Genomic DNA, 24,177 nt, shown 5'->3' with positions numbered 1-24,177 from the left:
AAATACGGATTAAAGCTGATGGAGCCACGCATCCACCGCCAGGGTCAGGTGGTCTGTTTTCAGATGTGCCAGCAAAGCAGGCGACAGAGAGCCGGATTGCGCTGGCAATAGGATGCGTCCGTTTTGGCTTTGCCAGCTGAATAGCCCCATCTTGCCCAGGTGCAGGGCAAGATATTTCTGCTCTGTTTGTCCCGGGGTAGGTATCAGGTGGGCAGTTCGCCCAAGGGCCCCAAGATCCATTATAGTGGAATAGCCTGAGCGACAGATAATGTGGGCAGCCCCGGCCACAAGCGAAACAAAGGTTTGGTCGTCCACGTGGTTATACCAGGTAGTTCTGGCATTGGGTGGGGGAGGGGTATGCTGTCCGGGTAGTCCACGGACGATAACAAGTTCGTATTCTGTAAGTTCTAAGATGAGTTTTTCTTCCAGCAGGCTGCGCTGAGGTTCCGGGCCGGAAAGGATGGCCAGCACATAAGGTCTGTGAGAGGTATCCTGTTTCACTGCATGATTGAACCGGCTCAGCAAACCAACATAGCTGCTTTCCGGTTTTTCGGGCGGGGGGTGCGAAAGCTTTCCCGCCAGGTTTGGTTCTCCCTTTAAGTCAGGAATCCAACATGCTGTATATCTTCTGATTATCCAATGGTGCATCCGGCTGAGAATGGGAGAGAGCAGCCGGGGAAAAAGCGGTGCGATCAGGTTCACCTGATGGGTAATATAGACACAGGGAATTTTTTTCGACCAGCAGCCAAAGCGGTTGTCGGAAATGAGGGCATCAATGCCTCTGTCGTGAATAATTTGCTGAAGTTTTTGATGTTCACGAATTATTCCGAAAATAAATCCCGGCATCTGCCACAGGAGTTTCCATCCCAGATGTTTGCCACGGCTGTATTTGATTTGTACAGAAGGAAAATCAATAACTTCCACTTCCGGGAAGTGGCTTTGCAGCAAGGCCTTGCCATTTCCGCTTGCAGCAATCACCGGCTCATGGCCCGAAGCGATAAGCCTTCGGACGATGGGCACGCAGCGTGAGGCATGCCCGATGCCCCAGTCGAGCGGACATACAAGAATGCGTTTTTTATGGGCTGACAAACCGGGTGTTTTGGGCGAAGTTAGGCTTTTTCCTAATTTTGGCACGAATGACAGACCAGCTCCTTTACAAAATAGCATTGACACTGGTGCCGGGCATTGGCGACGTGCTGGGCAAAAAGCTCGTGGCCTATTGCGGTGGCCCCGAAGCTGTGTTCCGTGAAAAGAAACGTCAGCTCGAAAAGATTCCCGGCATGGGGCCGGCTTCAATTCATAATCTCCTTAATCATAGTGTATTCGACCGGGCGGAGGAGGAAATAGCTTTCGTGGTGAAGTACCACATCAAACCTTTGTTTTACCTCGACAAAGCTTATCCTAAACGTTTGCAGCACTGTGCCGACAGCCCCATCATGCTGTATTACAAAGGCGATGCCGACCTCAATGCCACATATGTGGTCGGGATCGTGGGTACGCGCAATGCCACCGAGTATGGCAGGCAGCTGTGCGACCAGCTTGTAGATGGACTTGCGCCCCTGGGGGTGCTCATTGTCAGCGGTCTGGCCTATGGCATCGATACTGCAGCCCACCGTGCCGCAGTGAAGGCAGGGCTGCCCACCGTCGGAGTGCTGGGGCATGGGCTCGACAGGATTTATCCATACGCCAACAAAGGTCTGGCCGAGAAGATGCTGCACAATGGGGGGCTGCTCACCGAATTCACTTCCGGGACCTTGCCCGACAAGGAAAACTTCCCCAGGCGAAACCGCATTGTGGCCGGGATGATTGATGCCCTGATTGTCGTTGAGTCGGGAGTGAAAGGTGGAGCGCTCATCACTGCCGATATAGCATCGTCGTACAACCGCGATGTGTTTGCCTTGCCCGGGCGCGTCAACGATGCCTTCAGCGAAGGTTGCAACCACCTGATCCGTACCAACAAGGCTGCCCTGATCCGCAATGCCGCCGACCTGATATACAGCATGGGCTGGGACAACAAGCAGCAGCCCATTTCGGCGCAAACAAAGCTTTTCAGGGAATTCAGCGATGAGGAGCAACAACTGCTGTCGTGTTTCAATGGGGAAAAAGAGTGTGCCCTGGACGACCTCATGTTGCGCAGCGGCTTTCCGGCTTCGCGGCTTGCCGGTTTGCTGCTCGGACTCGAATTCGATGGTGTGGTGAGTGCGCTTCCCGGAAAGCGTTACCGGTTAAACAACTGATTATTTACCTGGCAGCAGTCTCTCGCGGGTAAGCTCATACACCACAAATGCCGAAGCCACACCCACCACGGCTCCCGTGAGCACGTCGGCCGGATAGTGTACGCCCAGTCCCATCCGGGTGTAGCCCATGGCAAAAGCCCAGATAAATGAGAGCATCGTAACCCACCATTTTCTGAACGCCAGACTTAAAGCCATGGCCAGCACAAATGCATCGGAGGTGTGGCCGCTTGGAAATGATGGACTCCCACCGGAGGTAAGCTTCTCAATAAAAGTATAGGTTTCGAATGGCCGAGGGCGATTGATGGTGTATTTGAGCAGATTGGTAATGGCTACGGCCACAGCCACCGAAATCATCACATACCAGGATGCCAGCCGCAGCAGCCTGTCGTAGCGCAAAAGCGCCACAATCAGCATGATTACAGGAATACCAAAGGTAAAAGGCCCAGCAGTGTGGGTAATCACGATAAACAAGGTGTCGAACTGCCTCTGCCGGCCTGCATTGATCTCGTGCAGCAACTGCACATCCAACTGCGACCAGGCCAGAAGCGCAGCCGACAGCATAGCCAGCAACGACACAAGCAGGAGAATGAGTTTTTTACCCTTCAAAGCAAACTATTTGTTTGTGCCAAAGTTCCAAAAAAAGTCTGAGTAAAAGATCATTCTTTGCGCATAGCCAGCTGGAGCCATACCAAAGTGATCATACTGGCAGCGGCGGTGAGCATAAAAGCAGCAGTTGCGCCATAAAGTGCCCAAACTGCGCCGGCTATGCTGCTGGCGAGCATGAGGGCCAGGCTTTGCAATGCCGAGAACAGACCGATAGCTGTTGCGGTTTCGTCGGGTGGAACAACCTTCGAAACCCAGGCTTTGGAGATGCCTTCGGTGGCTGCCATATAGATGCCATACACCCCAAACAATATAAAGCCCTGAACCAAGGTGGCCTGCAATCCCATGCCGGCATACGCTGCGGCAAAAATCACCAGACCAAGGCTGAATACGGTTTTAAGGCCAATTTTATCTGCCAGGCTTCCAAGGGGATACGAGGCCAGCGCATAAACCAGGTTGTAAAGAATATATGCCATGATAGCCGTCTGATCGCTGCCGGTCAGCTCGCGCATCCTGAGAATGAGCAGCATATCGCTGCTATTGAACAGGGCAAAGAAAATCATGGGCGCTATAAGCCGCCGGAAAGTCGCAGGGCTTTGTCTCCAGTATCTGAAAAACTCAAGAAAACCCGGACGCGCTTTAACAGCAGCCTCTTCCTTTTTCTCTTTCACGCCAAAAGTAAGGCCAACGGCAATAAGACCCGGAATGGCTGCCAGCAGAAACAAGCTGACATACGCCCCAGGATAGGCTGACAGGAAAGCAAGCGCAAGCAAAGGGCCGAAGACTGCACCAAGGGTATCCATACCACGGTGAAAACCAAATACTTTGGCCTTGTGTTGCTTGCCAGCCTCAGCCGCCAGCAACGCATCGCGGGGTGCGGTGCGTATGCCTTTGCCGAAGCGGTCGGCTGTACGGGCCAGAAACACTATCAGCGGCTGCACCGAAGCTACCATCAAAGGTTTTGCCACGGCCGACAGCAAATATCCTGTGCGCACGAAGGGCATCCGGCTCGCACGGCGATCAGACCACTGACCAAAATAACCTTTGCTCAGTCCGGCCACAGCTTCGGCTATGCCCTCGAGCAGGCCAATCATGAAAACAGAAAATCCGATGGTCTTGAGATATACCGGCACCACAGGGTAGAGCAACTCGCTGGCCACATCGGCCATCAAACTTACCAATGCCAGGTACCAGACATTCCGGGTGATGATTTTGTTTCTCATTAGAGGGCGGTGTTGTCGAGTCTCCCTTGGGACCAAAGAATTAATTCAGTTTTATTCCTGTTTGATGATTTGCTGCCATTGGAGCTGGTTGTCGGTGTCGTAACATTCCACCACCAACTCGCGATTGCGGTTCTCACCCCGGAAGCTTACCTTTCCGAAATTACGTTTGGTGACCACTGTGCCGGGTACCCTTAAGGTGTTGTTCCATTCACCTCCTCTGGCATTTACACCGGCTGTCATGGTCGAAAACGTGAGGTCGTAAATCGTGGGCTTGCCTTCCATTTCCAGCTTCGACATCTCTGTAAAGTGCACATCGCCGGTCACAAAAACGACGTTTTTGATGTTATGCTGGTGAATAAAGTCGATGATTTTCTGCCGCTCGGCCTCAAAACCATTGTTGATATACGTTTCGAACATCCGGGCAGTGCTCAGAAACTGACCACCCATGGCTACTATTTTAAAGGTAGCTAAGCTGCTTACCAGGTTGTCGAGCAACCATTGCAGTTGTTTCTCGCCCAGGATACTTTTGTTTTCTGCAATCAGGTTATCCGGGTCGCGGTACCAGCGGTTGTCGAGCAGGAAGAAGTCGGCATCGCCCCATTGAAAACTCGTGATTGCGCCTTCGATGTCACCCACGCCCACGGTAGGATTTGCAAAAAAATAGCTGAAAGCTTCAAGGGTCAGGTTTTTATTGAAAAAACCACGGTCGGAGTCGTTTGGGCCATAGTCGTGATCGTCCCAGATGGCATAGTGGTGGGTCGAGGCCAGGAAGGGCTGCAGCTCTTTTGTGGAACGTGTATGGGTCCAACGGGCAAGAATCCCCGTACGGCTGTTCCAGTCCGGTTCGCGCAGGTAAATATTGTCGCCCAGCCAAAGCATGAAATCTGCCTTATGTGTCGCCATATTTTCAAAAATACGGTAATCACCTCCGTAAGGTCTGCCAGGGCGGTCGAATTCTTCCTCATTGATGTAGGCACAGCTGCCAGTCAAAAAGCTGAATTCGGGTGGATTGCCTCTCCATTTCCAAATCTTTTGTGTCTGAAATTCAGTAGAGTAGGGAAGTTTTACTGCTTCGCCATCAATAAGAATTTCGTACACATAGCGTGTGCCGGGTTTAACCTGATCAGCAACCAGAACAGCGGTGTGGGCACGTTGTTTTTCAGTTTTTACCGGGTCGGATAATCGAACGTTTTTTGCGTTATCCAGGGGATAGTAGCGCATCTGAACTGTGGCAGCTTCGGTGGTTTGCACCCAGACCACGGCTTCGCGCATTTCGCTGTAGCCTGGCATGGGACCGGACTGCAACTTTGGATGCTGGGCAAAAACATCCATTGCGGGCAAAAACAAAAAAACAAACAATGTCAGCTGGTGGAGCAAGTGTTTCATGTTAACGTGTTTTGAGTAAATCATGTATTGAATCCCGCGATCCATCGGTTTGGGCCGGTTGTAGTCCCAATATTTCGGCCATAAGCTGGTAAAGATGGATGTTGTGGAATGGCTTTTTGGTATATCCGTCATTCAGGAACGCCGGCCCTTTGGCCAGGAAAATGCCGTGCATATCAGGGTTGGTGTTGTCGTAACCATGTGCACCCCTAAGCCGCCAGCGTTCACCTGACCAGCTGAGGGTATAGCCGTTGTCGGCCAGCACGGTCACATCGTGAAGGCGCGGATGGTCGCCTGCTTCGAGATATGCCGGGGCATGGCCGCGTTTCCAGTAACGAATATTTGGCACCCTGGCAAGTTGATCCAGGAATTCCTCCAGCCGGCCCGGTTTTATCCTGAAATTCATCACCGGACTCCCGCCATCAAAGCCTATGATTGCCGTAGTATCAACAAAGTGGTCGAGAACGACTTTCTTGTCGGGATTGAGTTGGGCCATGCCGTGGTCGGAAACCACGATGATATTTATCTGGTCATAAAAAGGAAGGGCTTTCAGTCTGGCGTGAAAAACGCCCACCAGACTATCGAGCCTTTCAATCAACGGAATCAGGCTGTCGTTTTCCGGGCCAAGGCGGTGTCCTTTCGAATCCGGCTCATCCATATACCACATCACAAGTTGCGGACGCCGCGATTCTGGCAGGCCAAGCCAGTAGAGCACCGTGTCGATGCGGTCGGCAAAGGGCATATTGTGTTGATAAAGCTTCCAATAAGTCGGGCGGATGCCCTTGACATCGGCCTCGCTGCCTACCCAAAAACAAGTGGCAGTGCGGATGCCCTGCAATTCTGCCGTCACCCAGATGGGTTCGCCACCGTAGAACGTACCGTCTTCAACACTTTTTCTGTTTCCAGGGCGGTTGAAATACCTGTCGGTCAACGGATCGTAGAAGCTGTTGGCTACGATACCATGTTTGCTGGGGCGCAGACCGGTGGCCATGGTGTAGTGGTTGGCAAAGGTGGTTGTGGGAAAACTTGGTATGAAACGTTCGGCACGAACGCCTGATTTTGCAATCTCATCCAGGTTGGGGGTGCGTGCCTTTTCAAGGTAATCCCAACGGAATCCGTCCATCGAAAGTACTACTAGATATTGGCCGGGTTTGTGTTTGGGTTCGGGGTATTGAAAATTCGCTGCGAGTAAAAGAGCTACAACGTTGACAAGCAGAAAGTTGTGAAGAAGCTTCATTTTGGACTGATTCCGGACAAAAATAAAAAAAGCCTCCCGGTGGGGGAGGCTTTGTCAGGTTACAACTTTAAGTTTTAGTTAAAGATGTACTTGATACCGATTTGTCCTTGCCATACGTCAGACAGGCTGTTGCGGCGGCTGAAGGTTTCGGTGATCGGGATGATTTCGTTGGTGGTATCGTTAACTTTCCTTACACCCAGTACGTTCATGCGATACACAGGATTGCCCTGGTTGTCGCGTGTCTGATACCTTACGGGTCGGCTGCTGTTCACCACATAACCTACGCCCCATTTGTCATTGAGCAGGTTGCCAAAGTTGAAGAGGTTGGCGCTCAGCTGGATGGTGTTGCGCTTTCCATTCACATTGACAAAGAATTCCTGGGTGATGTTGAGGTCAATCTGCCAGATGTAAGGAATGACCGCACCGTTGCGCTCTGCATATTTGCCGCGGTTTTTGCTGAGGTACTTGTCCTGCAGGATGTATTTTTCGAAATCTTCGGCCTGCTGTTCGGCGGTGTAGTCAGCTGTTGCGGTCAAGCCACTAACCGAAGGCTTGTAAGTCTGGAAGTTCATCTCCGACTTATCCTTGGGGATGTACATCAGGTCGTTGAGGTTGCCGTCGTTGTTCATGTCGGTCGAGTAAATGTAGCTGAAACGTCCTTGATCGCGACCTTCGACGAAGATACCCACCTGGGTGGCACCAAAGCCTGCGTATTCTTTGCGATAAGAAGCGGCCAGGAAGAAACGGCTGGGCTGATCGTAGTCGGAGAAGGCAACAGGTGCGTTGTTGGGATCGAACACGATGGCGTTGTTATTGTAAGAGCCGGCGGCAATTGAACCGGGGTTCACGGTGTTCTTGGAAACACCCCTCGAGTAGCTGGCTTTGGCGAAGAAGCCATTGCTGAAAGGACGCTCAAGGCTCAATGCCAGCATATTGCTGCTGCCTTTGCCTTCGTTGTCGAGGACAATCGCATTCACCACATTGTTGTTGATGCGGCGTGCAAGATAGTACGGGCGCTGGTCGGGGCCTGCGAAGTTTTGGGTGCTGTCGGGCAGGTTGGCGTTGAAGTAGCCGATACCGTTGATTTCTTTGGTGTAGATAAACTCAACAGTACCAATCAGATCGAAAGGCAGTTTGCCGTCAACAGCCAGGTTCGAACGCCAGATCTGGGGAAACTTGAAGTTGGGATCGGTAATGGCCAGTTCGTAAGACGAGGGCAGCGAAGCATTGGCGGGGATCCAGCGCTTTGGATCGGGGCTGAAGAAGTACTTCTTGGTGTTGTCCACCTGGGTGAAACCGGTGAGTACACCGTTGTTGCCAATCTGGTTCGAGATCCAGACAAATGCCGGACGGCCGGTGAACAGGCCGCTACCACCGCGCACCTGAAGCTTGCGATCTTTCAGCACTTCGTAGTTGAAGCCCAAACGGGGTGAGAACAAAGGCTTTGGATCGGGCAATTTAGCGGTGCTGATTTTGTAGTTGCGGTTTTTGTCGCGGTCAATGAAGTTCTGGTTGGCGACAGTTTCGTTGTAGTAACCTGTTTCGGCAAAGAAAGGTACGTCAATACGCACGCCGGCAGTGATGTTCAGGCCTTCGATGGGTGAAAACTCATCCTGGATGTAGGCGCCAGCATAGGTAACTTTGGTGGGCTGCACAGGCTCGGCTCCCCCAGGCAGGGCGGAATAACGAAGCTGGAAGCGACGCAGGGTAACAGGTCCTTCAAAGTTTGGATCGCCCACACCACGGTTCGGATTGGCCAGGTGTGCATTGGCGTCGGTGTAAAAGTCAGCAAGGCTGTTGTACACATAAACACTCTGCGAACCAGGGAAGAATACGTTTTCAAACGAGAAGCGTTCAACGTTTATACCACCCGTAAATACATGCTTTCCAGCGAAATAGGTTACGTTATTCTGCAATTGCAGGGTGCTGTATTGCAGCTTGTTGTTGGGAGTAAATGGCTCAAAACCAAAGGAGATGTAAGTATTGGCAGATTCCTGAATTTCTACAAGTGGGAAGAAATCACCGCGCGAACCACGGTCTTCATTTTGATAGGTATAACCAAGAATGAGGTTGTTGGTTACTTTTCCGAAAACACTGTTGAGCTCACCGATGATGGAGTGAATTTTTTCTTTCTGGATGTAGTTGGTGTTTTGGTAGTTGAGAGCCTGGGTGTTGCTGCGACGGTTACCAAAACCAAGCGAAGAACTGTTGCTGGCAAGCACGTCGGTTTGCGAGTTAAAATAGTTGTAACGCAGGCTGGCTTTATGATTTTTGGAGATGTTGTAGTCGAGCTTTGCAATCAGGTTGTCTCCGAAGGCTTCGCTGTTGTAGCCTTCGTATGGTCCTGTTTCGTAGTTGAATTTTTCTTTCAGGAACGAACGCAGGTTGTCGAGGTCGCTGCGCAGCACACGGGTAACGTTGCCGCCAACGGGTTCACCTCCGTTGTTGGCGCGGAAAGGTGTGGCAGGACGGGCATCGCGGTCAAACTCTGCACTGGCAAAGAAGAAGAGCTTGTTTTTGATGATTGGGCCGCCCAGGTTGGCGCCAAACTGATTGACGTTGAAGTCGGTGGAGGTTACCTCTTTTCCATTGGCTTTCGAACCAACCAGTTTTTCGTTACGGTTGGTAAAGTATGCCGAGCCTTTGAATTCGTTGGTACCACTCTTGGTCACAGCGTTGATGCCGGCGCCCACAAAACCTGCCTGACGAACGTCGTAAGGAGCAATGTTAACCTGAATCTCTTCGATTGCATCCAGGGCAATGGGGGCTTTGCCGGTACGGCCGCCGGGCTGGTCAGCCAAACCAAAACTGTTGTTGAAGATCGAGCCGTCGATGGTGATGTTGTTCAGCCTTGAGTCCTGACCTGCAAACGAGCGACCACTGGCCTGGGGAGTCAGGCGGGTGAAATCGTTGATGGAACGGCTGAGCGAGGGGAGCGTGCGTATGGCTTCGTTAGGAATGGTGGTGGCGGCGCCTGTCCGGTCGGAGCTGAAAACGGCATCTTTCTTGCCGGTAACAACAATCTCACCCAGTTCGAGGGCAGTTTCCGAAAGCACTGCGTTCAGATTGGTAGCAGTACCCAGCGCGAGGAAAATGTCCTTGTACTGCGATTCTTTGTAACCAACGAAGCTGACCGTAACTGTGTAAGGCCCGCCAATCCTCATCGATGGGATAAAATAGCGGCCATCGGCTCCGGTGATGGTTCCGTAAACAGTTCCAGAAGGATTATGCACAGCAACCACAGTAGCCCCAGGAAGGGTTTCGCCTTTGCTGTCAGTTACTCTTCCGCTCAGTGCTGAGGTGGTTACACCCTGAGCAAATGCTGCCTGAAATAGAAACATCAGCAGCATGGTCATCATGCCTGAAAGTAGGTTTTTTTTCATAAACGGTTTAATTGGTGAATGAATAGTTTGTTCACGGCCACAAAAGTATGGAGACAGATTCGTTCTTTGATTAAGTAAATGTTAACATATGAGGAAAGAATCTGAAAATTTTAAATTAAATATTTGATTGACAGATTATTATATATCAATATGTGTTGAAAAAATGTCGAAAAATTTTTGTCGGACGGATGGGCTTTTCTTAACACAAAATTAATATTGTAGGCGACTGGGCTTCGATTATAGTACAAGCCTCAGGCCCATGTCGAAATGGCGGCCAAACGACCAGAAACCTCTGAATGATTGCAGGTCATGATTTTGTCCGTCTTCACCCTTCAGGATGTACACCTGGTTAAAAACATTGTTTGCATTCAGATAAACTTTTGCCTCGTGCCCGAGCAGGCGCAGGGGCATGGAAAAATGAATATCTGTTACCGTGGCTGCCGGCAGTTTGTAGGCCTGACTGCGATCCTGTGCATTTTGCCGGCCTGCAGGATCAAAAGATGCATAGTGTCTGTCGAAGTGCATGGTGCGCCATTCGAATTTCATTTTGTCGAACAGTCTGAGCTCGAGTTGCATGCCTGCCTGCAGTTGTGGCGCTCCACCCACATACAAACCTTTGGCAAACACCTGCACAGTATCCACCACAATATCCCTGTCGTTGAACAGTCGGGCCTCAACATCCTTGTTCCATTTCCAGTTGCCAAAACCGGCAATCAGCCCAAGACGCAGGTTGTCAGCTAAACGGAGGCTCATATCCGCTTCCAGACCTCTGTGCACAGCATCAAGGCCGCGCACCATGGCCCGGGTTTGTGTATTGTTTTCGAGCTGGATGTATTCCTGCGTCAGGAATGAAACGTCTTTCCAAATCGTATTGTAAGCCGAAAGGTTCAGGCTAAGCAGCTCAGCGGTAAGCCCGTACCCTGCCTCGATGGTGTTTACTTTTTCGTTTCGGATATCACGTACCGGGGTGTTGTTGAAATTGCCAAACACAAACTTGTAATAGGGCAGACGGTTGAAATGGGCCATGTTGAGATACAGTTTGCTCATCGTCCCAAACCTGTAGTTGATGCCACCTTTAAGATCAAAGCCGCCAAGTGCAAGTGTTTCGCTCAGCGGTTGATCAGGATTGTTATACAGGTCGCGGCGCCTGTAGGTCTGACCCGAAACGGTGCCTGCTATAAAGGTGTTGAGCTTGCCAAAACTTTTTTCCAGCTGACCAAAGGCACTTAACATATTCAGAATTGCCCCGTTGTGCAGCCTGATGTTGTCGCCGGGCATGCGGATCTGAGGCCTGCCGGCAACTCCGGCTGCCGACCAGCTGTAATCGTCAATATAAAACCTGCCACCTAGCAAGCTGGCAACTTCCTGGCGGAGTGTGGAGCTGAAATAGCGATAGTGCAGGCCGGTAGTGAGCCGAAGTCCGCTGCCCAGATCGGTTTCCAGTGTGCTGAGCGCACCTGCCCATACGTGACTTGCCAGGAAATGGGTTTGTACCACCTTGCTGAAACCACTCACCTGTGTGCCATTGGCAAGTGTGGCGGTGTCCTGATTGTTTGCATTGTAGCTGTATATCGCATCCCAGTCGATCTGGCCGGCTGCATTCCTGAAAGCAAAAACCCCCGGACCGTATTGGTAGCTATCGTTCCACTTTCCGCCACCCCAACCAGGTGAGAAATATAAAGTGTTCACCAGCAAGGTTTTATTGTTTGCCTGCAAGTAATGAGTAAGCCCAAAATGTGGTTTGTGGTAAAAGTTTTCGCTGGCATTGTTGATCCTGCCGTTGTCGTGTCCCCACTCCTTGTTGTACTTGTGGCCAAATCGATCAATTTCTTCCTGGCTGAGTTTGAAGTTGCGCTGCCCGTGTCGTTCCGGACCGCCCAGGGCTGTAAACAACAGCCTTTGGTGTGGCCCGATCTGTTTGCCAATGCTCAGGAAATAGGCCCAGCCATCCACATAAGTGGCGTCAACATAGCCCGGACCAGCCGTACGCGAACCAAGCAGGCTGTACGACCAACCATTGCTCAGCTCGCCTGAGTTGTAACTCAGCGATGTACGGGTGTTGCCATAACTTGTCAGCTGGTGCGCCAGCACGCCTCCGGCTTCGCTCCCTGTGCCTGTGGTGAGGATGTTTACGGTGCCTCCTACAGAGTTCTGGGCTATTTTGCTGGCCCCGATGCCACGCTGAAACTCAATGCTCCGCGCCACTTCGGTGAGACCCATCCAGTTGTTCCAATAAACCAATCCGTTTTCGGCTCCGTTGATCGGTATGCCGTTGAGCAACACCGCCAGGTTTTCCTGTTGAAATCCCCTGATGCTGAGGGTAGCATCACCCGATCCGCCCCCGTCACGGCTGGCATACACCCCGGGGCTGAAACTCATAACCTCTGGCAAAGGCCGGTCGCCAAGTGTGAGGGCAATTTTTTCCGCTCCTATACGGGTGAAGGCAATAGGCGTGTGTCCTTCCCGCGCCGTCTGGGCCATCACCTGTATCTCATCCAGCTGGGTAATGCTTCGCTCCATCATGATATGGAGCGGACTTTCCGCAATACGGTATGCAAGTTCCTGTGTGCGGTAGCCGATGTGACTTACGGTTAGCCTGCCACTTGCAGAATCCACGGCGAGCTGAAAAAATCCTGAAGCATTGCTCAGGGTGCCTTTTTTGCCATGCTGCAGCCTGATCTCCGCCCCCACCAGCGGAAGACCACTCTCTTTGTCGGATATCCTGCCTGTAAGTTGCTGGCCGCTTGCCTGCAATCCGAGCAAAATCACGAATAAGGCTAAAAATGTTGTTGTTCTCATGTTACTCTATCCGGTTTTTTTAAACGTAAAAAACTAAGCCCCGAAGATTCTCCGGGGCTCAGGATCCATTCAACCAAAAAAGTAACGAGTACAACAAAAACGAATGCTGTCGTATTGACACATCATGCCACGCCGGGACGCTACCCAACGCAGGTTTCCAGATACTCGTTCTTCTTCCATCCAGACTGTAACTGTCGGTACCGGAGTTTCACCGGTTCAGTCCTGCTTTCGCAGGAGTCGCGGACTTTACCGCCGATCGGGAATTTCACCCTGCCCCGAAGAACTTTTCGGCTGCAAATATAGTGTTAATTTTTTAACATTCTTTTTGCAACCTCAATTTAAAATCAGTTTATACAAGCTATTAAAATGGCTGCTATGGCCTTATGCTTCTACGTGTTTCATTTTCAGTTTGTTGAGGTATTCCATCGCACTCAAAGCAGCTATTGTGCCGTCGGCTGTTGCCAGGGTAATCTGGCGGTAGCGTTTGGCATTGGCATCGCCGGCGGCAAATACTCCGGGCACATTGGTTTGCATTGCCGAATCCACCATCACTTCTCCACGTTCGTTCAGGGCGATGCATTTTCCTTTCAGAAAATCGGTATTGGCTTCATAACCAATGAAAACGAATACACCATCGAGCTCCATGCGGTAGTGTTCGCCTGTGAGCAGGTTTTCGACCATCACAGCTTCCAGCTTGTCGTCGCCCAGAAACTCCGTGATGCGGCTTTGCATCCGGATATCGATTTTTGGGTTGTTATAAGCTACCTCCTGTGCATGCCTGAAACCCTGGAAAGTGTCGAGCATGTGTATGATGGTCACGTGCGAGGCATATTTTGTCAGCGAGTCGGCTTCCTCCAGGGCAGTGTTTCCTCCGCCAACAACGGCAATGGTTTTTCCGGTAAAGAAGTCGCCATCGCAGGTGGCGCAATAGGAGATGCCTCTTCCCCGAAACTTGTCTTCACCTGGCACGCCCAGGCTTTTCGACCTGCCTCCGGTGGCCAGGATGATGCTGTCGGACGTAAATTCCTTGCCGTTGGTCAACCGTAACCATTTTCGCTCCGATTCAAAATCAATTGCTTCGATGCTTACACCGCTCATCAGCTTGCAGCCAAAGTTTTTGGCCTGGTTTTTCATCCTGGTGGCCAGCTCGTAGCCCGAAATGGATTCAAATCCTGGATAGTTGGCAATCTCGTGGGTCAGCACCATCTGACCTCCGGCCACTCCGGAGTCCAGAATCAGCACATTTGCTTTGGCGCGCGACAGGTAAATGCCTGCGGTTAGTCCTGCCGGACCTGCACCGATGATGATGCTGTCGAAATGTGTTGCTTGCATGGCTTGCTTTTGTTTGGGTTAAAAAAACCCGGAACATCGTTCCGGGCTAAATATTTGTTTTATTCAGGTTTCCCGAATTCGCGATCGAGAATGGTGGTAATCTGGTCGCGTGTCTGAATGCTGCTTGTGGCGGCAACTACCTTACCATTCCTGTAGTAAACGGTAAACGGCAGTCCCATAAAATTGCGGCACTCGGGCAAATTACGGATTACCGCAGCTTCGGGTGAATCGAATGCCATGTCGCGGAAAGCCACATGCGTATATTCGTCGCGCAGCTCTTCCATTATTCCATATACAGGTATGCACATCGGCCCCATGCGGCCGCAACATACCATTACATTTTCATGTGTTTCAATCAGTTGCTGAAGCTCCTTTGCCGTTGCAACGTGTTCAAGATTTGTAGGTAGTACCATTGTTCAGTGTTTTTAAACGTTTCACGCTGCAAAGATCATAAATTATGCCAAATAGTGATACTAAAGCGATTTAAAATTTTCACAAGCTACCTGGATGCTTGTGGATGAAAGGTGTAAATCGCTATAATTCAATGTGATAATTTTGAGGTTGATGAGGCCTACTTACAACAGCCGTCTGATGAGCCGCAATTTGTGGGTGTGTTTTTTTGTTTCGCGGTTGAATATGCCATATGCATCCAGGCTGTCGTGTCGCACCTTGCCCGAGCAGTGAACAATTCCTCCCTTGCCGTCGAGCAGGCCCACGTGGATAATATTTCCGCTTTCGTTATCGAAAAATGCGAGGTCGCCGGCTTGTGCCTGGTCCTGAAAATCAATTATTTCGCCAACGAGCGCCTGGTCGCGGGCGTCTCTTGGCAATTTCAGGCCGGCCAGTTTACATACCACCTGCACAAAACCGCTGCAGTCGTAGCCGAGCGGATTGCGACCTCCCCAGAGGTAGGGGCTTCCGAGCAATTGAGCTGCAAAACGGATGAGCTTGTCCGGGCTGGGATCTCCGGCGCTGACAATACGTCCTGATTTCTGCCATTCTTCGAATGTGTCTGCCGATATGTCGCATATCGAAGGCGCCACACAACTTCCCATCGGCAGAAGAATTTGGTTTCCGTCGTTATTTTTTACCTGCATAACAGGTTCGGCCACGAGCCAGTCGCTGGAGGCATCTGCCGGGTTTAGCTCATGGGTTGATAGTTGTGCCTGACTCATCCAGCCTTCATAGTTGTCGAAATGACATTTTACCAGCATCCAGTCGGAAAGGCGGTCGAGGATCTGGTAGGCTTCTCCAAAAAGGAGCTGACTGACCAATTCACTTTTTTCGGAGGGTTCCTTGCGCAGGCTGGCAACAGGCAGCATGTTTACATACCACATAATCAATGGGTTTCTTCGGTAATAATGGATCAGATATCTGGGGTAAAGGTATGACAAGCCAGCCAAATGTGCGGGACTGATTACATATGTTGCATGCTCCGATACCATGAAATATGTAATTTCGTTGCGCATGGTAAAGAAACTACGAAACAGGCTGACCGACAGCTTCTACAGGATCCACTATCCGGTGGTTATGCTGGTGTCGTTTATTTTGGCAGCCTTGCTGGTTGTGCTGGTTATGCCCCGCACTGCGCGTTTTGGCTTTGAATATCAGCGGGGACGGGTATGGCAGCATTCGCACCTCTACGCACCTTTCGACTTTACGATCTATAAAACTGAGTCGCAGCTGGCCTCGGAGCGAAAAAAGCTGAGCCGGCAGGTCTATCCGTACTTCGTTTTCGACGAAATTGAAACTGCAAGGAGCAGGGAAAGGCTCGAGCAGGCTGCCATGGAGCAGTTCCGCGGACCTTCGCGTGAAGTCAGGATCTGCATCCGCTCTTTGCTCGCATTGTTCGATCAGGTACATCAGGTCGGGATCGTTCAGCACCACAGCATACTTGATAGGGAGGATTTTCCTGGTCGCATAAATATTGTCCGTAACCGCACGGTAGCGGTAAAGTCGATCGACGACGTGTACAGCCTGACGCATGCGTTCGACCGTTTCCGCAAGGCTACCGATACCATGCGCTACTGCGACCGACAGACTGCCCTGACCCTACTCACCAAATCGCTTACGCAAAACCTGATATATGACGAAACCATGTCGCGTCAGGAGCTGGAGCAGGCCTGGCAACGCATCTCGCCTACTTTTGGACTGATTCAGAAAGGAGAGCTGATTATCAGCGAGGGTGAGATGGTGGACGAAGAAAAGGAAACCATACTCAATTCATTGCGGCTGGAATACGACCGCAGGGCCGGCGACCAATGGAGCCGTACCAGCCAGCGGGCCGGCGAAACGATCCTGATAGTAATCATCTTTGTTATCCTGTTCTTCTATATCCGGCAGTTCAGGGCAGATCTTTTTGACCAGCTCCGCAAAGTCAATATGCTTTTGCTGCTCATGCTTTCTACGGTTGTGTCTGCATTGTTGCTGCTCGACAAAGCGCCAGGTTATTTTTACCTGTTTCCGTTTGGCATCCTGCCCATCATCCTGATCACTTTCTTCGACTCGCGCACTACCATTGTTGTCCAGTTGCTCGCCACCATCCTCATAGCCATCGCAGTCCCTAATGCATTTCAGTTTGTCTTTCTGCAATTCGTCGTTGGTTATGTAGTGGTTTTTGGTTTGGAGCGTCACAGCCGCCGCTTGTTTTTCTTCCGTACCTCTTTGCTGATTTTTCTCGCCTACCTTGCGGTATATGCCGGATTTAGCCTGATGCAGCTTCCCGGTCTGACACACTTCGATCTGACAATGGTTGCCAGATTTGCAGCGAGCAGTGCCCTGACACTCTTTTCTTTGCCACTCATTTATCTGCTTGAGCGCATCTTCCGCGTAATCTCCGACCTCAGTCTGCTCGAGCTGAGCAATACCAACAATCCTTTGCTCAGGGAACTCGCTTTGCGCGCACCCGGCACTTTTCAGCATTCCATTCAGGTGGCCAATCTGGCGGAAGAAGCGCTTGCAGCCATTGGAGGCCATGTGTTGCTGGCCCGCACCGGTGCGCTGTATCACGACATTGGCAAAATGGAGAATCCTTACTATTTTATTGAAAACCAGGCTGGTGGATACAATCCCCATGACGACATTACCCCCGCCGAAAGCGCCGAAATCATCATTGGCCACGTCCTTAAAGGAATTGAGATGGCCCGCAAGGCAGGACTGCCGGAACAGATCATCGATTTTATCCGCACCCACCATGGCACTTCGCGTGTGGATTACTTCTATATCATGGCTCAACGCCAGCAGGCCGGTGTGCAGCTCGACGAACGGGGGTTCAGGTACCATGGCCCCATCCCGTTTTCGCGCGAAACAGCTGTTGTGATGATGGCCGATGCGGTGGAAGCTTCTTCACGTAGCCTGCGCCAACCCACGGAACAAAAAATCAACGACCTCATCGAGTACATCATCGGCAAGCAACTTGCTGACCAGCAATTTGTGAATGCCGATATCACACTTCGCGACATCAACCTCGTGAAAAAGATATTCAAGCGAAAACTGCTGAATATCTACCATGTAAGAATAGCTTATCCCGAATAGGCCGGGAATGTTTTCCCGATTTCTGCTGCCAGACGGCGCAGATAAAGCATGGTTTCGGTCGGCCCGAGATTAAAAATCGCATCGAGCACACTCAGGTTGGGCACAAAACCAAGCCTGTCGGAGAATGCCTGAAAATAAGCCGGAAAAATTTTGGCAGGCTGATTGGTTGTCTCAAACGGAAAGTGGAGCGCCAGGTTGCGGGAGTGTGGACTGAATTGCTTTGTGTAGTCCCAGGTTTTGTCCGTACGCAACATGCGCAGGCAAAGTGCAAGTCCCTCGTGGCACAAATCGCTCAGGCTGCTGTGTTGTTTTCTGAAAAAGCCGGCAAGCTCAGCTTCGTAATGCATATAATAAGGAGTCCTGCGATAAGCCGAAGCAATAGCCCGTTCATGCTGCATTGCCCAGGGCAGGGTTGGGTCGATAATGATGTCGCTCGTTTTCGTGTGATTTCCATGTGGTTTCTTCACCGGAACGCTGAGCCTCTGGGGGCCGTTGGCTCCCAGGATATAACACCGGTTGCGCAGGGTTTGCTTGGGGTAAGTTTCGTTGATCTCGAGCAAAGGAACCTCGGTTGCCAAAAAAATGGCCATCCACGATAAGGGTGGAAAGTAGGCCACCGGCAAAACGATGGGCAAATCCTGATCTGTCATGGCGGCAAAAATACCAAACAAAAAACCACGCCCATTGGCGTGGCTTTTTGTTTGTCGTATCTAAGCTCAGTTTTTGAGCAGCACGTCTTCAATGGCTTTTTTGAAGGTTTCTTTAGGTAGTGCACCCATGGCCATCTGAGGCTGGCCATTCTTGGGGCAGAACAAGAGCGACGGGATGCTCCTGATGCCGAAAACGGCTGCAAGTTCCTGCTCTTCTTCTGTGTCCACTTTGTAGATGTTGATCTTTCCTTCATATTCTTTGGCCAACTCTTCCAGGATGGGGGCTACCATCTTGCAAGGCATGCACCAGTCGGCATAAAAATCGATGATGCATGGCAGTTCGCCTTCAAATTTCCAATCTCTGTTTTCTTCGTAATTGAAAACCTTTTCAAGAAAGGTTTGCTTGGTCAGATGCTCCAACATAATTTGGTTTGTGTTTAATTTTTAGCTTTAAGTAATTCTTCCTCAATGATTTTGATATACATTTCCTCGGTGAGTGCGCCGGCTTGCATCATGGGCTGGCCTTGAACGGGCACAAAGAGGATCGAGGGGATGCTGCGCACCTGAAACACACTGGCGAGCCGCTGTTCTTTGTCCACATCGATTTTATAAACCTTGAGCCTGCCTTCGTAATCTTTGGCAATCTTATCCATGATCGGGGCAATGCGGCGGCAAGGTGCGCACCAGTCGGCATAAAAGTCCACAATGGCAGGAAGCTCGCCTTCGTGCACCCAGGTCTGCGGGTTCTTTTCAAAGTTCCACACCTTTTCCAGGAAGGTGTCGTATGTCAGGTACTCAGGTTTGCCTGAAACATTCAGGTTTTCATTGGTATTGGTCTGTTTTCCGGTCGTGTTGCTGCATGCCGTGGTCATCAGTAGCAGGGCAGCAATCAGGATGCTGAAATTATTGGCCATGTTCATTATTAAAAGTTTGTGCAAAAGTATAAAATTTTAAATCGCTTGAATATCACTTTTGTTAAATTTGCAGCAAATTTTGTTCCAAAGGTATAACCAATGATGGTTGAGGCAGACAAGCTTCAGGTAAATTCCGTTGAAAACGGCATTGATGAACAGCCCACGGAGGATGCCCTGCTGGCCATGCTTGCCGACATTAAATGGCGTGATGGTTTTGTGTGCCGCAAATGTGGTCACACCAATTTCTGCAAAGGAAAGCGTCCGCATTCGCGTCGCTGCACCAGGTGCAAGACCGAGGAATCGGCGCTGGCGCACACTGTGTTTCACCGCTGCAAGATTCCGCTCAATGAGGCCTTCCGGATAGCTGTCTCGGTTTGTTGCAATCCGGACATATCGTCATACGAATTGAGCAGACAAATGTCAAAACGACAGATGACCTGCTGGAAGTTTAAGCACAAGGTGATGGAATGCCTTGGTGATGCCAGCAAAGCCGAGGCGCTGAAAAAACTTGTTCAGGGGCTGGCCACCCAGGTTTGACAATCGCTGAGCTACCTGCACCTTTTTGTATAGTCCATCAGGCTTTTCATGCCCAGGTCTTCGGCCATCACAAAGTAATGGCAGGCCATATCCCTGTCCTGATAAACATCCTGATAGATGAGTGCAAGCCCAAGGTAGGGGTCAGGATATTGCGGATTGAGCCGGATGGCCTCTTCGAACCGGGCCTTGGCGCCTTCCACATCGCCCAGCGAGCGGCGGCATGCACCCAGATAATACACCGCTTCGTGTGAGTCGGGTTTGTATTTCAGGGCTTTGGTCAATTCAGCTTCTGCTTCGCGATGTCTGGCCTGATAGATCAGGTCGATGCCGTTTTCGAGGTGATGGCGAAATTTCTCTTCCTTAGTGCCACAACTCACCAGGACGAGCATCAGTAGAAAAGGTGCGATTAGTTTGATATTCAGATACATGTGTTAGTCAAATTGTGATACGATGGTTTTTACCCTGTGTTCGATCTCCTGCAATTTTTCTGCTGTGCGGGCTTCGGCCAGAAAACGCAGGTAGGGTTCGGTATTGCTGGGGCGGATGTTGAACCAATAATCCGGATAATCGAGTCGGTAACCGTCGAAATCCATGAAAGAAACAGGTTTTTCCTTGGTCATAAAGTGCTCCAGTACCGCATCCATGGCTTCCTGTTTTTTGCTTATCCTGAAATTAATTTCGCCTGTGCTGTGGTAGGCCGAGATATGCCTGATGAGCTGTGAGAACGAAAAACCTGCTTCTTTGAACTGGCTGACCAGCCTGAGCACAATGAGCGCTGCCAGCATGGCCGAGTCGGAGTAATAAAAATCGCGGAAGTAATAATGACCGGCGAGCTCGCCACCGTAGATTCCGTCTATCTCGCGGAGCTTGCCTGCTCCGTAGGCCCGGCCAACACGCCAGGTGTGCACTTCGGCGCCAAATTGGCTGAGGTATTCGGCAATGGCACGGCTGCTGCGGATGTCCTGAAGCACCGGCCCCTTGCCTCCTTTAAACTCGAAAAAGTAATGCCCCATCAGGGCAATGATCAGGTCGGGCGAAACAAAACGGCCGTTTTCGTCGATAAACATCACCCGGTCGGCATCCCCGTCGAAGATAAGACCGATATCGCAACGGCGGTTGACAACTAGTTGCTTGATTTGTTCCTGGTTTTCAGGTTCCAAAGGGTTAGGTTCATGCCCGGGAAAATTGCCGTCGATCAGGTCATTAATGTAGAACGCATCTTTGTCGAGCAGGGATTTAACCAACAGGCAGGCCATTCCATTGCTGCAATCAACCCCGATGCGCAGATTGGAAAAGTCGCTCTTGTATTGGGAAAGAAATTCGAGGTAGGCTTCCCTGAAATCGAATTGCTTAACTTCTCCTTTCCTGGCTTTTGATTCGATTGTCCCGTTTTCGACAAGTTTTTCCAGACGGCTGAGGCCATTGTCGTAGCCCACAGGGACTACGTTTCTGGCGGATACTTTCAAGCCGTTATATTCCGGCGGGTTGTGCGAGGCGGTAATCATTACCGACCCTGGAAATCCATATCTGCCAGTTCCCCAATAAATCATGGGGGTAGTGGTGATGCCTGCATCCGATACCGAAACACCGGCATCGGTTATGCCCTTGCAGAGCGCTTCAAAAAGGGCAGGGGAGGAATTGCGGGCATCGCGGCCCACGAGGATATGGTTGGCTTCGAGTATCTGTGGCAGAAAAAAACCGATGCGGTAAACCATGTCCGCATTCAGGTCTCTGTCCCATACTCCTCTGATATCGTAGGCTTTAAAGGCTTTTATCATAAGGTTTTATCTCCTGATGTTTAACCTGTCGAGCGCCCGTCGGTATTTCCAGGCGTTGTACTGGTGTTGCTCGTATGTTTCGGCAAAAGCGTGGTAGCCCGACAAGTCGTCGCGTGCACAAAAATACAGAAACCTGTGCTTTTGATGATTCAGCACTGCATCGATGGAGCTGATTGAGGGGATGCAGATGGGGCCTGGGGGCAGACCAGGGTACATATAGGTGTTGTACGGAGAGTTGAAATTGAGGTGAAAATCAACAATTCGTCTTGCTTCGAAATCGCGTGTGGCAAAAACCAGGGTGGGATCGGCCTGCAACCTCCAGCCACCGCGGAGCCGGTTGATGTAAACCCCGGCTATAATGGGTTTTTCGTCGTTTTTGTTGGTTTCTTTTTCCACAATCGAAGCTAAAATGCTCACCTCAAGCGGACTGAGCGGTATCTGTTCGGCTTTGGCGCGCCGCGATTCGTTCCAGAAACGTTTGTGCTCCTGAAACATGCGCGAAACAAAACCCTCTGCAGTCGTCGTCCAGTAAAACTCGTAGGTGTTGGGTATGAAGAGGGCCGGAATAGTCTGATGGTTATAGCCCAGAAAAGCCAGATATGCCGAGTCGCTCAGCAGGCTGGCTATGGATGCGGAATCTGCTTCAATCTGTCCGCCAACTCTTGCTGCAAGCTGATACACATCGCGCAGGCTGTTGAATGTGACTTTGACCGGGGTCTGCCTCCCCGAACGGAGTATACGCAACAGCTCGAGGTTGCTCATGTCGGGGTAAACAAGGTAGTAACCCGGTCGTACACTTTTGTGGTATTGCAACCAGAATGCCGCCCACTCGAAGGTTGTCCGGCTTTCGACCAGGCCTTTGCCATAAATGATTTCTTTGGCTTTATCGAAGTCGCTTCCGGTGGGAATAATCAGTTCGGCCACCGGTAGTCCCGAAGTGTAGGTGTTAGGACGGAAAAATGTGATATACACCAGTACGGCTGCAGCAAACAAAAGCAGCAAAAAAAGCGTGATTATTCCTAAACTTCGTCTCAGCATGCGCCGTCTGCGGTCTCTGCCCGAAGTATAGTATGCACTCATGGTTCTTTGTGTTTAGGGTTGAACAACTGCATCAGCACCTGGTCGTGAAAGTCGCCGTTTCTGAAAATCCAGGCTTTCATGACAGCGGTTTTTTCAAATCCGGCAGATTCAAACAGTTTCAAACTGATGTTGTTTTCAGCCAGTACATGGCAATAGATCTGATGAAGCTCGAGCGTTTCGAAGGCATATTCCTTGAGCAGCCCGATGGCCGTTTTGGCAATACCACGATGCCTGAATGCCGGTGCCACATATATTCCTACACCTGCCCGGCGGTGGTGCGGGTGGAAATCAAACAGGTCGGCCATGCCTACAGTTTCTTTGCTTCCATTGGTTTGATAATCAATCATAAACCTGGCCTGCCTGTTCCGGTAAAAATCATGCCCCTCAAGGATAAATTGTTCAATCTCGAAAAGCGCGTAGGGCAGCAGGTTGTCGCCATGTACCCACACGTTCTGATCGTTTTCCCAGGCGTACATGAGGGCTGCATCGGCAGGCTCAACTGCCCTGAGTGATATTTTGTCGGATGAGGCAAACATCTTCTGTGAGATTAGTAGATACAGATTGAGCCACTGAAAACTTTCTGCACCGGCCCCTCGAGGTAAATATCCCTGAACAGCTCACCATCCTTTAAGAGGCTGACCTTCAGTTCCCCTCCCAGTGTCCGGATGTGCGAGCTGGTGATGCCGTTCCAGATGCAGTTGGCTATGGCTGATGCGGTTACGCCTGTGCCGCAGGCCAGGGTTTCGCACTCCACACCACGCTCGTACGTGCGCACTTTCAGCGAGGCTCCCTCAAATTGAACAAAGTTGACGTTCACCCCGTCGCGCGAGATCTGTTTGTCGTACCGTATCCGGCGGCCTTCGTTATTCACATCCACTGCATCTACATGCGCTACTTTTTTGATGTAATGCGGTGAGCCGGTGTTGATGATGAGGTCATCGCCATGCTCCTGATATGCAGCCACATCGGCCATGCTGAGCCGCACGTGAAACAGTCCGTTATCTTTTTTTTCGACCCAGGCTTCGTGCATACCGTCGAATGCCAGAAAGCGGCTGTGGGCAGGTGCAATGCCATTTTCGAGCGCAAAAGCCGCTGCGGAGCGCCCTCCGTTGCCACACATGCTGCCCTCCAAACCATCGGAATTGTGATAAATCATCCTGAAATCGCAACCTTCAGCGTTTTCTATACGTATCAGGCCATCGGCCCCGATGCCAAAATGTCGGTCGCAAAGAAACCGCACGAGTTCCGGCCCGAAATCAAGCGCATCCTGCCGGTTGTCAACCATGATAAAATCGTTGCCGGCACCATGGTATTTCCAGAACTTTAACTCATGAGGGCGGGAAGTATTCATGCAGCGTTAAATTACGTTAAGGGCAAGGCATTGTGTGTGGCCTGGTGCGCTTTTTGTAGCAAATTTAGACAGATTTGACGAACCCTTTAAATTTCTTTTATCAGGTGTTAACACGAATTAACATTGACAAAAAAAC

21 protein-coding genes and 1 riboswitch are annotated in these 24,177 nt (G+C 50.8%); of the genes, 3 read left to right on the top strand and 18 right to left on the bottom strand.

Annotated elements, in window-relative coordinates; all coding sequences use genetic code 11:
• Positions 1-9: 9 nt before the first annotated feature.
• Complete coding sequence (locus IPM52_03620) at positions 10-1,089, bottom strand: glycosyltransferase (GenBank protein MBK9290709.1); 1,080 nt, start codon at positions 1,087-1,089, stop codon at positions 10-12.
• Positions 1,090-1,136: 47 nt separating this feature from the next.
• Here IPM52_03620 and dprA point away from each other — a divergent pair, with 47 nt between their 5' ends.
• On the top strand, positions 1,137-2,237 hold the full coding sequence (dprA, locus tag IPM52_03615) for a DNA-protecting protein DprA (protein ID MBK9290708.1): 1,101 nt from the start codon (positions 1,137-1,139) through the stop codon (positions 2,235-2,237).
• On the opposite strand, the gene IPM52_03610 is transcribed toward dprA, so the two are convergent.
• The 9 genes from IPM52_03610 to IPM52_03570 all read right to left on the bottom strand — a co-directional run bounded on the left by IPM52_03610 (position 2,238) and on the right by IPM52_03570 (position 15,534).
• The gene (locus IPM52_03610; protein MBK9290707.1) at positions 2,238-2,843 is read right to left on the bottom strand and encodes a phosphatase PAP2 family protein; all 606 of its coding nucleotides are present in this window, start codon (positions 2,841-2,843) and stop codon (positions 2,238-2,240) included.
• Between the two features lie 50 nt (positions 2,844-2,893).
• Complete coding sequence (locus IPM52_03605) at positions 2,894-4,063, bottom strand: MFS transporter (GenBank protein MBK9290706.1); 1,170 nt, start codon at positions 4,061-4,063, stop codon at positions 2,894-2,896.
• A gap of 51 nt (positions 4,064-4,114) precedes the next feature.
• The gene (locus tag IPM52_03600) at positions 4,115-5,449 is read right to left on the bottom strand and encodes an alkaline phosphatase family protein (GenBank protein ID MBK9290705.1); all 1,335 of its coding nucleotides are present in this window, start codon (positions 5,447-5,449) and stop codon (positions 4,115-4,117) included.
• Position 5,450: 1 nt separating this feature from the next.
• Positions 5,451-6,683 (bottom strand): alkaline phosphatase family protein, encoded by a 1,233-nt coding sequence (locus IPM52_03595; GenBank protein MBK9290704.1) that lies wholly within the window; start codon positions 6,681-6,683, stop codon positions 5,451-5,453.
• A gap of 74 nt (positions 6,684-6,757) precedes the next feature.
• Positions 6,758-10,066 carry a TonB-dependent receptor gene (locus IPM52_03590; protein ID MBK9290703.1) on the bottom strand — a complete coding sequence of 1,103 codons (3,309 nt, stop codon included), beginning with the start codon at positions 10,064-10,066 and terminating at the stop codon, positions 6,758-6,760.
• A 237-nt stretch (positions 10,067-10,303) separates the two neighbouring features.
• Positions 10,304-12,865 carry a TonB-dependent receptor gene (locus IPM52_03585; GenBank protein MBK9290702.1) on the bottom strand — a complete coding sequence of 854 codons (2,562 nt, stop codon included), beginning with the start codon at positions 12,863-12,865 and terminating at the stop codon, positions 10,304-10,306.
• A gap of 164 nt (positions 12,866-13,029) precedes the next feature.
• Positions 13,030-13,152, bottom strand: a riboswitch (FMN riboswitch).
• Between the two features lie 94 nt (positions 13,153-13,246).
• The gene (gene trxB, locus IPM52_03580) at positions 13,247-14,197 is read right to left on the bottom strand and encodes a thioredoxin-disulfide reductase (protein MBK9290701.1); all 951 of its coding nucleotides are present in this window, start codon (positions 14,195-14,197) and stop codon (positions 13,247-13,249) included.
• 59 nt (positions 14,198-14,256) lie between these two features.
• Positions 14,257-14,610 (bottom strand): thioredoxin, encoded by a 354-nt coding sequence (locus IPM52_03575; GenBank protein ID MBK9290700.1) that lies wholly within the window; start codon positions 14,608-14,610, stop codon positions 14,257-14,259.
• A 162-nt stretch (positions 14,611-14,772) separates the two neighbouring features.
• Complete coding sequence (locus tag IPM52_03570; protein ID MBK9290699.1) at positions 14,773-15,534, bottom strand: C40 family peptidase; 762 nt, start codon at positions 15,532-15,534, stop codon at positions 14,773-14,775.
• A 106-nt stretch (positions 15,535-15,640) separates the two neighbouring features.
• Here IPM52_03570 and IPM52_03565 point away from each other — a divergent pair, with 106 nt between their 5' ends.
• Positions 15,641-17,731 carry an HDIG domain-containing protein gene (locus tag IPM52_03565; GenBank protein ID MBK9290698.1) on the top strand — a complete coding sequence of 697 codons (2,091 nt, stop codon included), beginning with the start codon at positions 15,641-15,643 and terminating at the stop codon, positions 17,729-17,731.
• Here the strand turns inward: IPM52_03565 and IPM52_03560 are convergent.
• From IPM52_03560 to IPM52_03550, 3 genes are all read right to left on the bottom strand, one after another.
• Entirely contained in the window at positions 17,719-18,381 is a 663-nt protein-coding gene (locus tag IPM52_03560) for a WbqC family protein (GenBank protein MBK9290697.1), read from the bottom strand. The two genes, IPM52_03565 and IPM52_03560, sit on opposite strands and share 13 nt — an antisense overlap.
• Positions 18,382-18,447: 66 nt before the next feature.
• Complete coding sequence (gene trxA / locus IPM52_03555) at positions 18,448-18,804, bottom strand: thioredoxin (GenBank protein ID MBK9290696.1); 357 nt, start codon at positions 18,802-18,804, stop codon at positions 18,448-18,450.
• A 14-nt stretch (positions 18,805-18,818) separates the two neighbouring features.
• On the bottom strand, positions 18,819-19,295 hold the full coding sequence (locus IPM52_03550) for a thiol reductase thioredoxin (GenBank protein ID MBK9290695.1): 477 nt from the start codon (positions 19,293-19,295) through the stop codon (positions 18,819-18,821).
• Positions 19,296-19,394: 99 nt separating this feature from the next.
• Between IPM52_03550 and IPM52_03545 the strand changes: the two genes are divergently transcribed.
• Positions 19,395-19,832, top strand: coding sequence for a transposase (locus IPM52_03545; GenBank protein ID MBK9290694.1), 438 nt, complete (start codon positions 19,395-19,397; stop codon positions 19,830-19,832).
• An 11-nt stretch (positions 19,833-19,843) separates the two neighbouring features.
• Here IPM52_03545 and IPM52_03540 read toward each other — a convergent pair whose 3' ends face one another.
• From IPM52_03540 to IPM52_03520, 5 genes are read right to left on the bottom strand one after another with little or no spacing between them, the layout of a single operon-like run.
• The gene (locus tag IPM52_03540) at positions 19,844-20,260 is read right to left on the bottom strand and encodes a tetratricopeptide repeat protein (GenBank protein MBK9290693.1); all 417 of its coding nucleotides are present in this window, start codon (positions 20,258-20,260) and stop codon (positions 19,844-19,846) included.
• A gap of 3 nt (positions 20,261-20,263) precedes the next feature.
• Positions 20,264-21,607, bottom strand: a complete 1,344-nt coding sequence (locus IPM52_03535) for a phosphomannomutase/phosphoglucomutase (GenBank protein MBK9290692.1) — start codon at positions 21,605-21,607, stop codon at positions 20,264-20,266.
• A 9-nt stretch (positions 21,608-21,616) separates the two neighbouring features.
• Entirely contained in the window at positions 21,617-22,690 is a 1,074-nt protein-coding gene (gene mltG, locus IPM52_03530) for an endolytic transglycosylase MltG (GenBank protein MBK9290691.1), read from the bottom strand.
• Positions 22,687-23,226: a GNAT family N-acetyltransferase gene (locus IPM52_03525; GenBank protein ID MBK9290690.1), complete on the bottom strand. Its 540-nt coding sequence runs from the start codon at positions 23,224-23,226 to the stop codon at positions 22,687-22,689. The genes mltG and IPM52_03525 overlap by 4 nt, the downstream gene beginning before the upstream one ends.
• A gap of 11 nt (positions 23,227-23,237) precedes the next feature.
• Complete coding sequence (locus IPM52_03520; GenBank protein ID MBK9290689.1) at positions 23,238-24,041, bottom strand: diaminopimelate epimerase; 804 nt, start codon at positions 24,039-24,041, stop codon at positions 23,238-23,240.
• Positions 24,042-24,177 lie beyond the last annotated feature (136 nt).

Source organism: Bacteroidota bacterium, assembly GCA_016715945.1.
Lineage (GTDB): Bacteria > Bacteroidota > Bacteroidia > Bacteroidales > F082 > JALNZU01.
Note: the sequence above shows the minus strand (reverse complement) of the source record. Positions and strands in the feature narration are given on the sequence as shown.

Bases quoted from the DNA above. Each gene is read 5' to 3' on its own strand.
- dprA (MBK9290708.1), top strand. From the start codon at position 1,137: ATGACAGACCAGCTCCTTTACAAAATAGCATTGACACTGGTGCCGGGC.
- IPM52_03605 (MBK9290706.1), bottom strand. From the start codon at position 4,063: ATGAGAAACAAAATCATCACCCGGAATGTCTGGTACCTGGCATTGGTA.
- IPM52_03600 (MBK9290705.1), bottom strand. From the start codon at position 5,449: ATGAAACACTTGCTCCACCAGCTGACATTGTTTGTTTTTTTGTTTTTG.
- IPM52_03595 (MBK9290704.1), bottom strand. From the start codon at position 6,683: ATGAAGCTTCTTCACAACTTTCTGCTTGTCAACGTTGTAGCTCTTTTA.
- IPM52_03590 (MBK9290703.1), bottom strand. From the start codon at position 10,066: ATGAAAAAAAACCTACTTTCAGGCATGATGACCATGCTGCTGATGTTT.
- IPM52_03585 (MBK9290702.1), bottom strand. From the start codon at position 12,865: ATGAGAACAACAACATTTTTAGCCTTATTCGTGATTTTGCTCGGATTG.
- trxB (MBK9290701.1), bottom strand. From the start codon at position 14,197: ATGCAAGCAACACATTTCGACAGCATCATCATCGGTGCAGGTCCGGCA.
- IPM52_03575 (MBK9290700.1), bottom strand. From the start codon at position 14,610: ATGGTACTACCTACAAATCTTGAACACGTTGCAACGGCAAAGGAGCTT.
- IPM52_03570 (MBK9290699.1), bottom strand. From the start codon at position 15,534: ATGTGGTATGTAAACATGCTGCCTGTTGCCAGCCTGCGCAAGGAACCC.
- IPM52_03565 (MBK9290698.1), top strand. From the start codon at position 15,641: ATGAAATATGTAATTTCGTTGCGCATGGTAAAGAAACTACGAAACAGG.
- IPM52_03560 (MBK9290697.1), bottom strand. From the start codon at position 18,381: ATGACAGATCAGGATTTGCCCATCGTTTTGCCGGTGGCCTACTTTCCA.
- trxA (MBK9290696.1), bottom strand. From the start codon at position 18,804: ATGTTGGAGCATCTGACCAAGCAAACCTTTCTTGAAAAGGTTTTCAAT.
- IPM52_03550 (MBK9290695.1), bottom strand. From the start codon at position 19,295: ATGGCCAATAATTTCAGCATCCTGATTGCTGCCCTGCTACTGATGACC.
- IPM52_03545 (MBK9290694.1), top strand. From the start codon at position 19,395: ATGATGGTTGAGGCAGACAAGCTTCAGGTAAATTCCGTTGAAAACGGC.
- IPM52_03540 (MBK9290693.1), bottom strand. From the start codon at position 20,260: ATGTATCTGAATATCAAACTAATCGCACCTTTTCTACTGATGCTCGTC.
- mltG (MBK9290691.1), bottom strand. From the start codon at position 22,690: ATGAGTGCATACTATACTTCGGGCAGAGACCGCAGACGGCGCATGCTG.
- IPM52_03525 (MBK9290690.1), bottom strand. From the start codon at position 23,226: ATGTTTGCCTCATCCGACAAAATATCACTCAGGGCAGTTGAGCCTGCC.
- IPM52_03520 (MBK9290689.1), bottom strand. From the start codon at position 24,041: ATGAATACTTCCCGCCCTCATGAGTTAAAGTTCTGGAAATACCATGGT.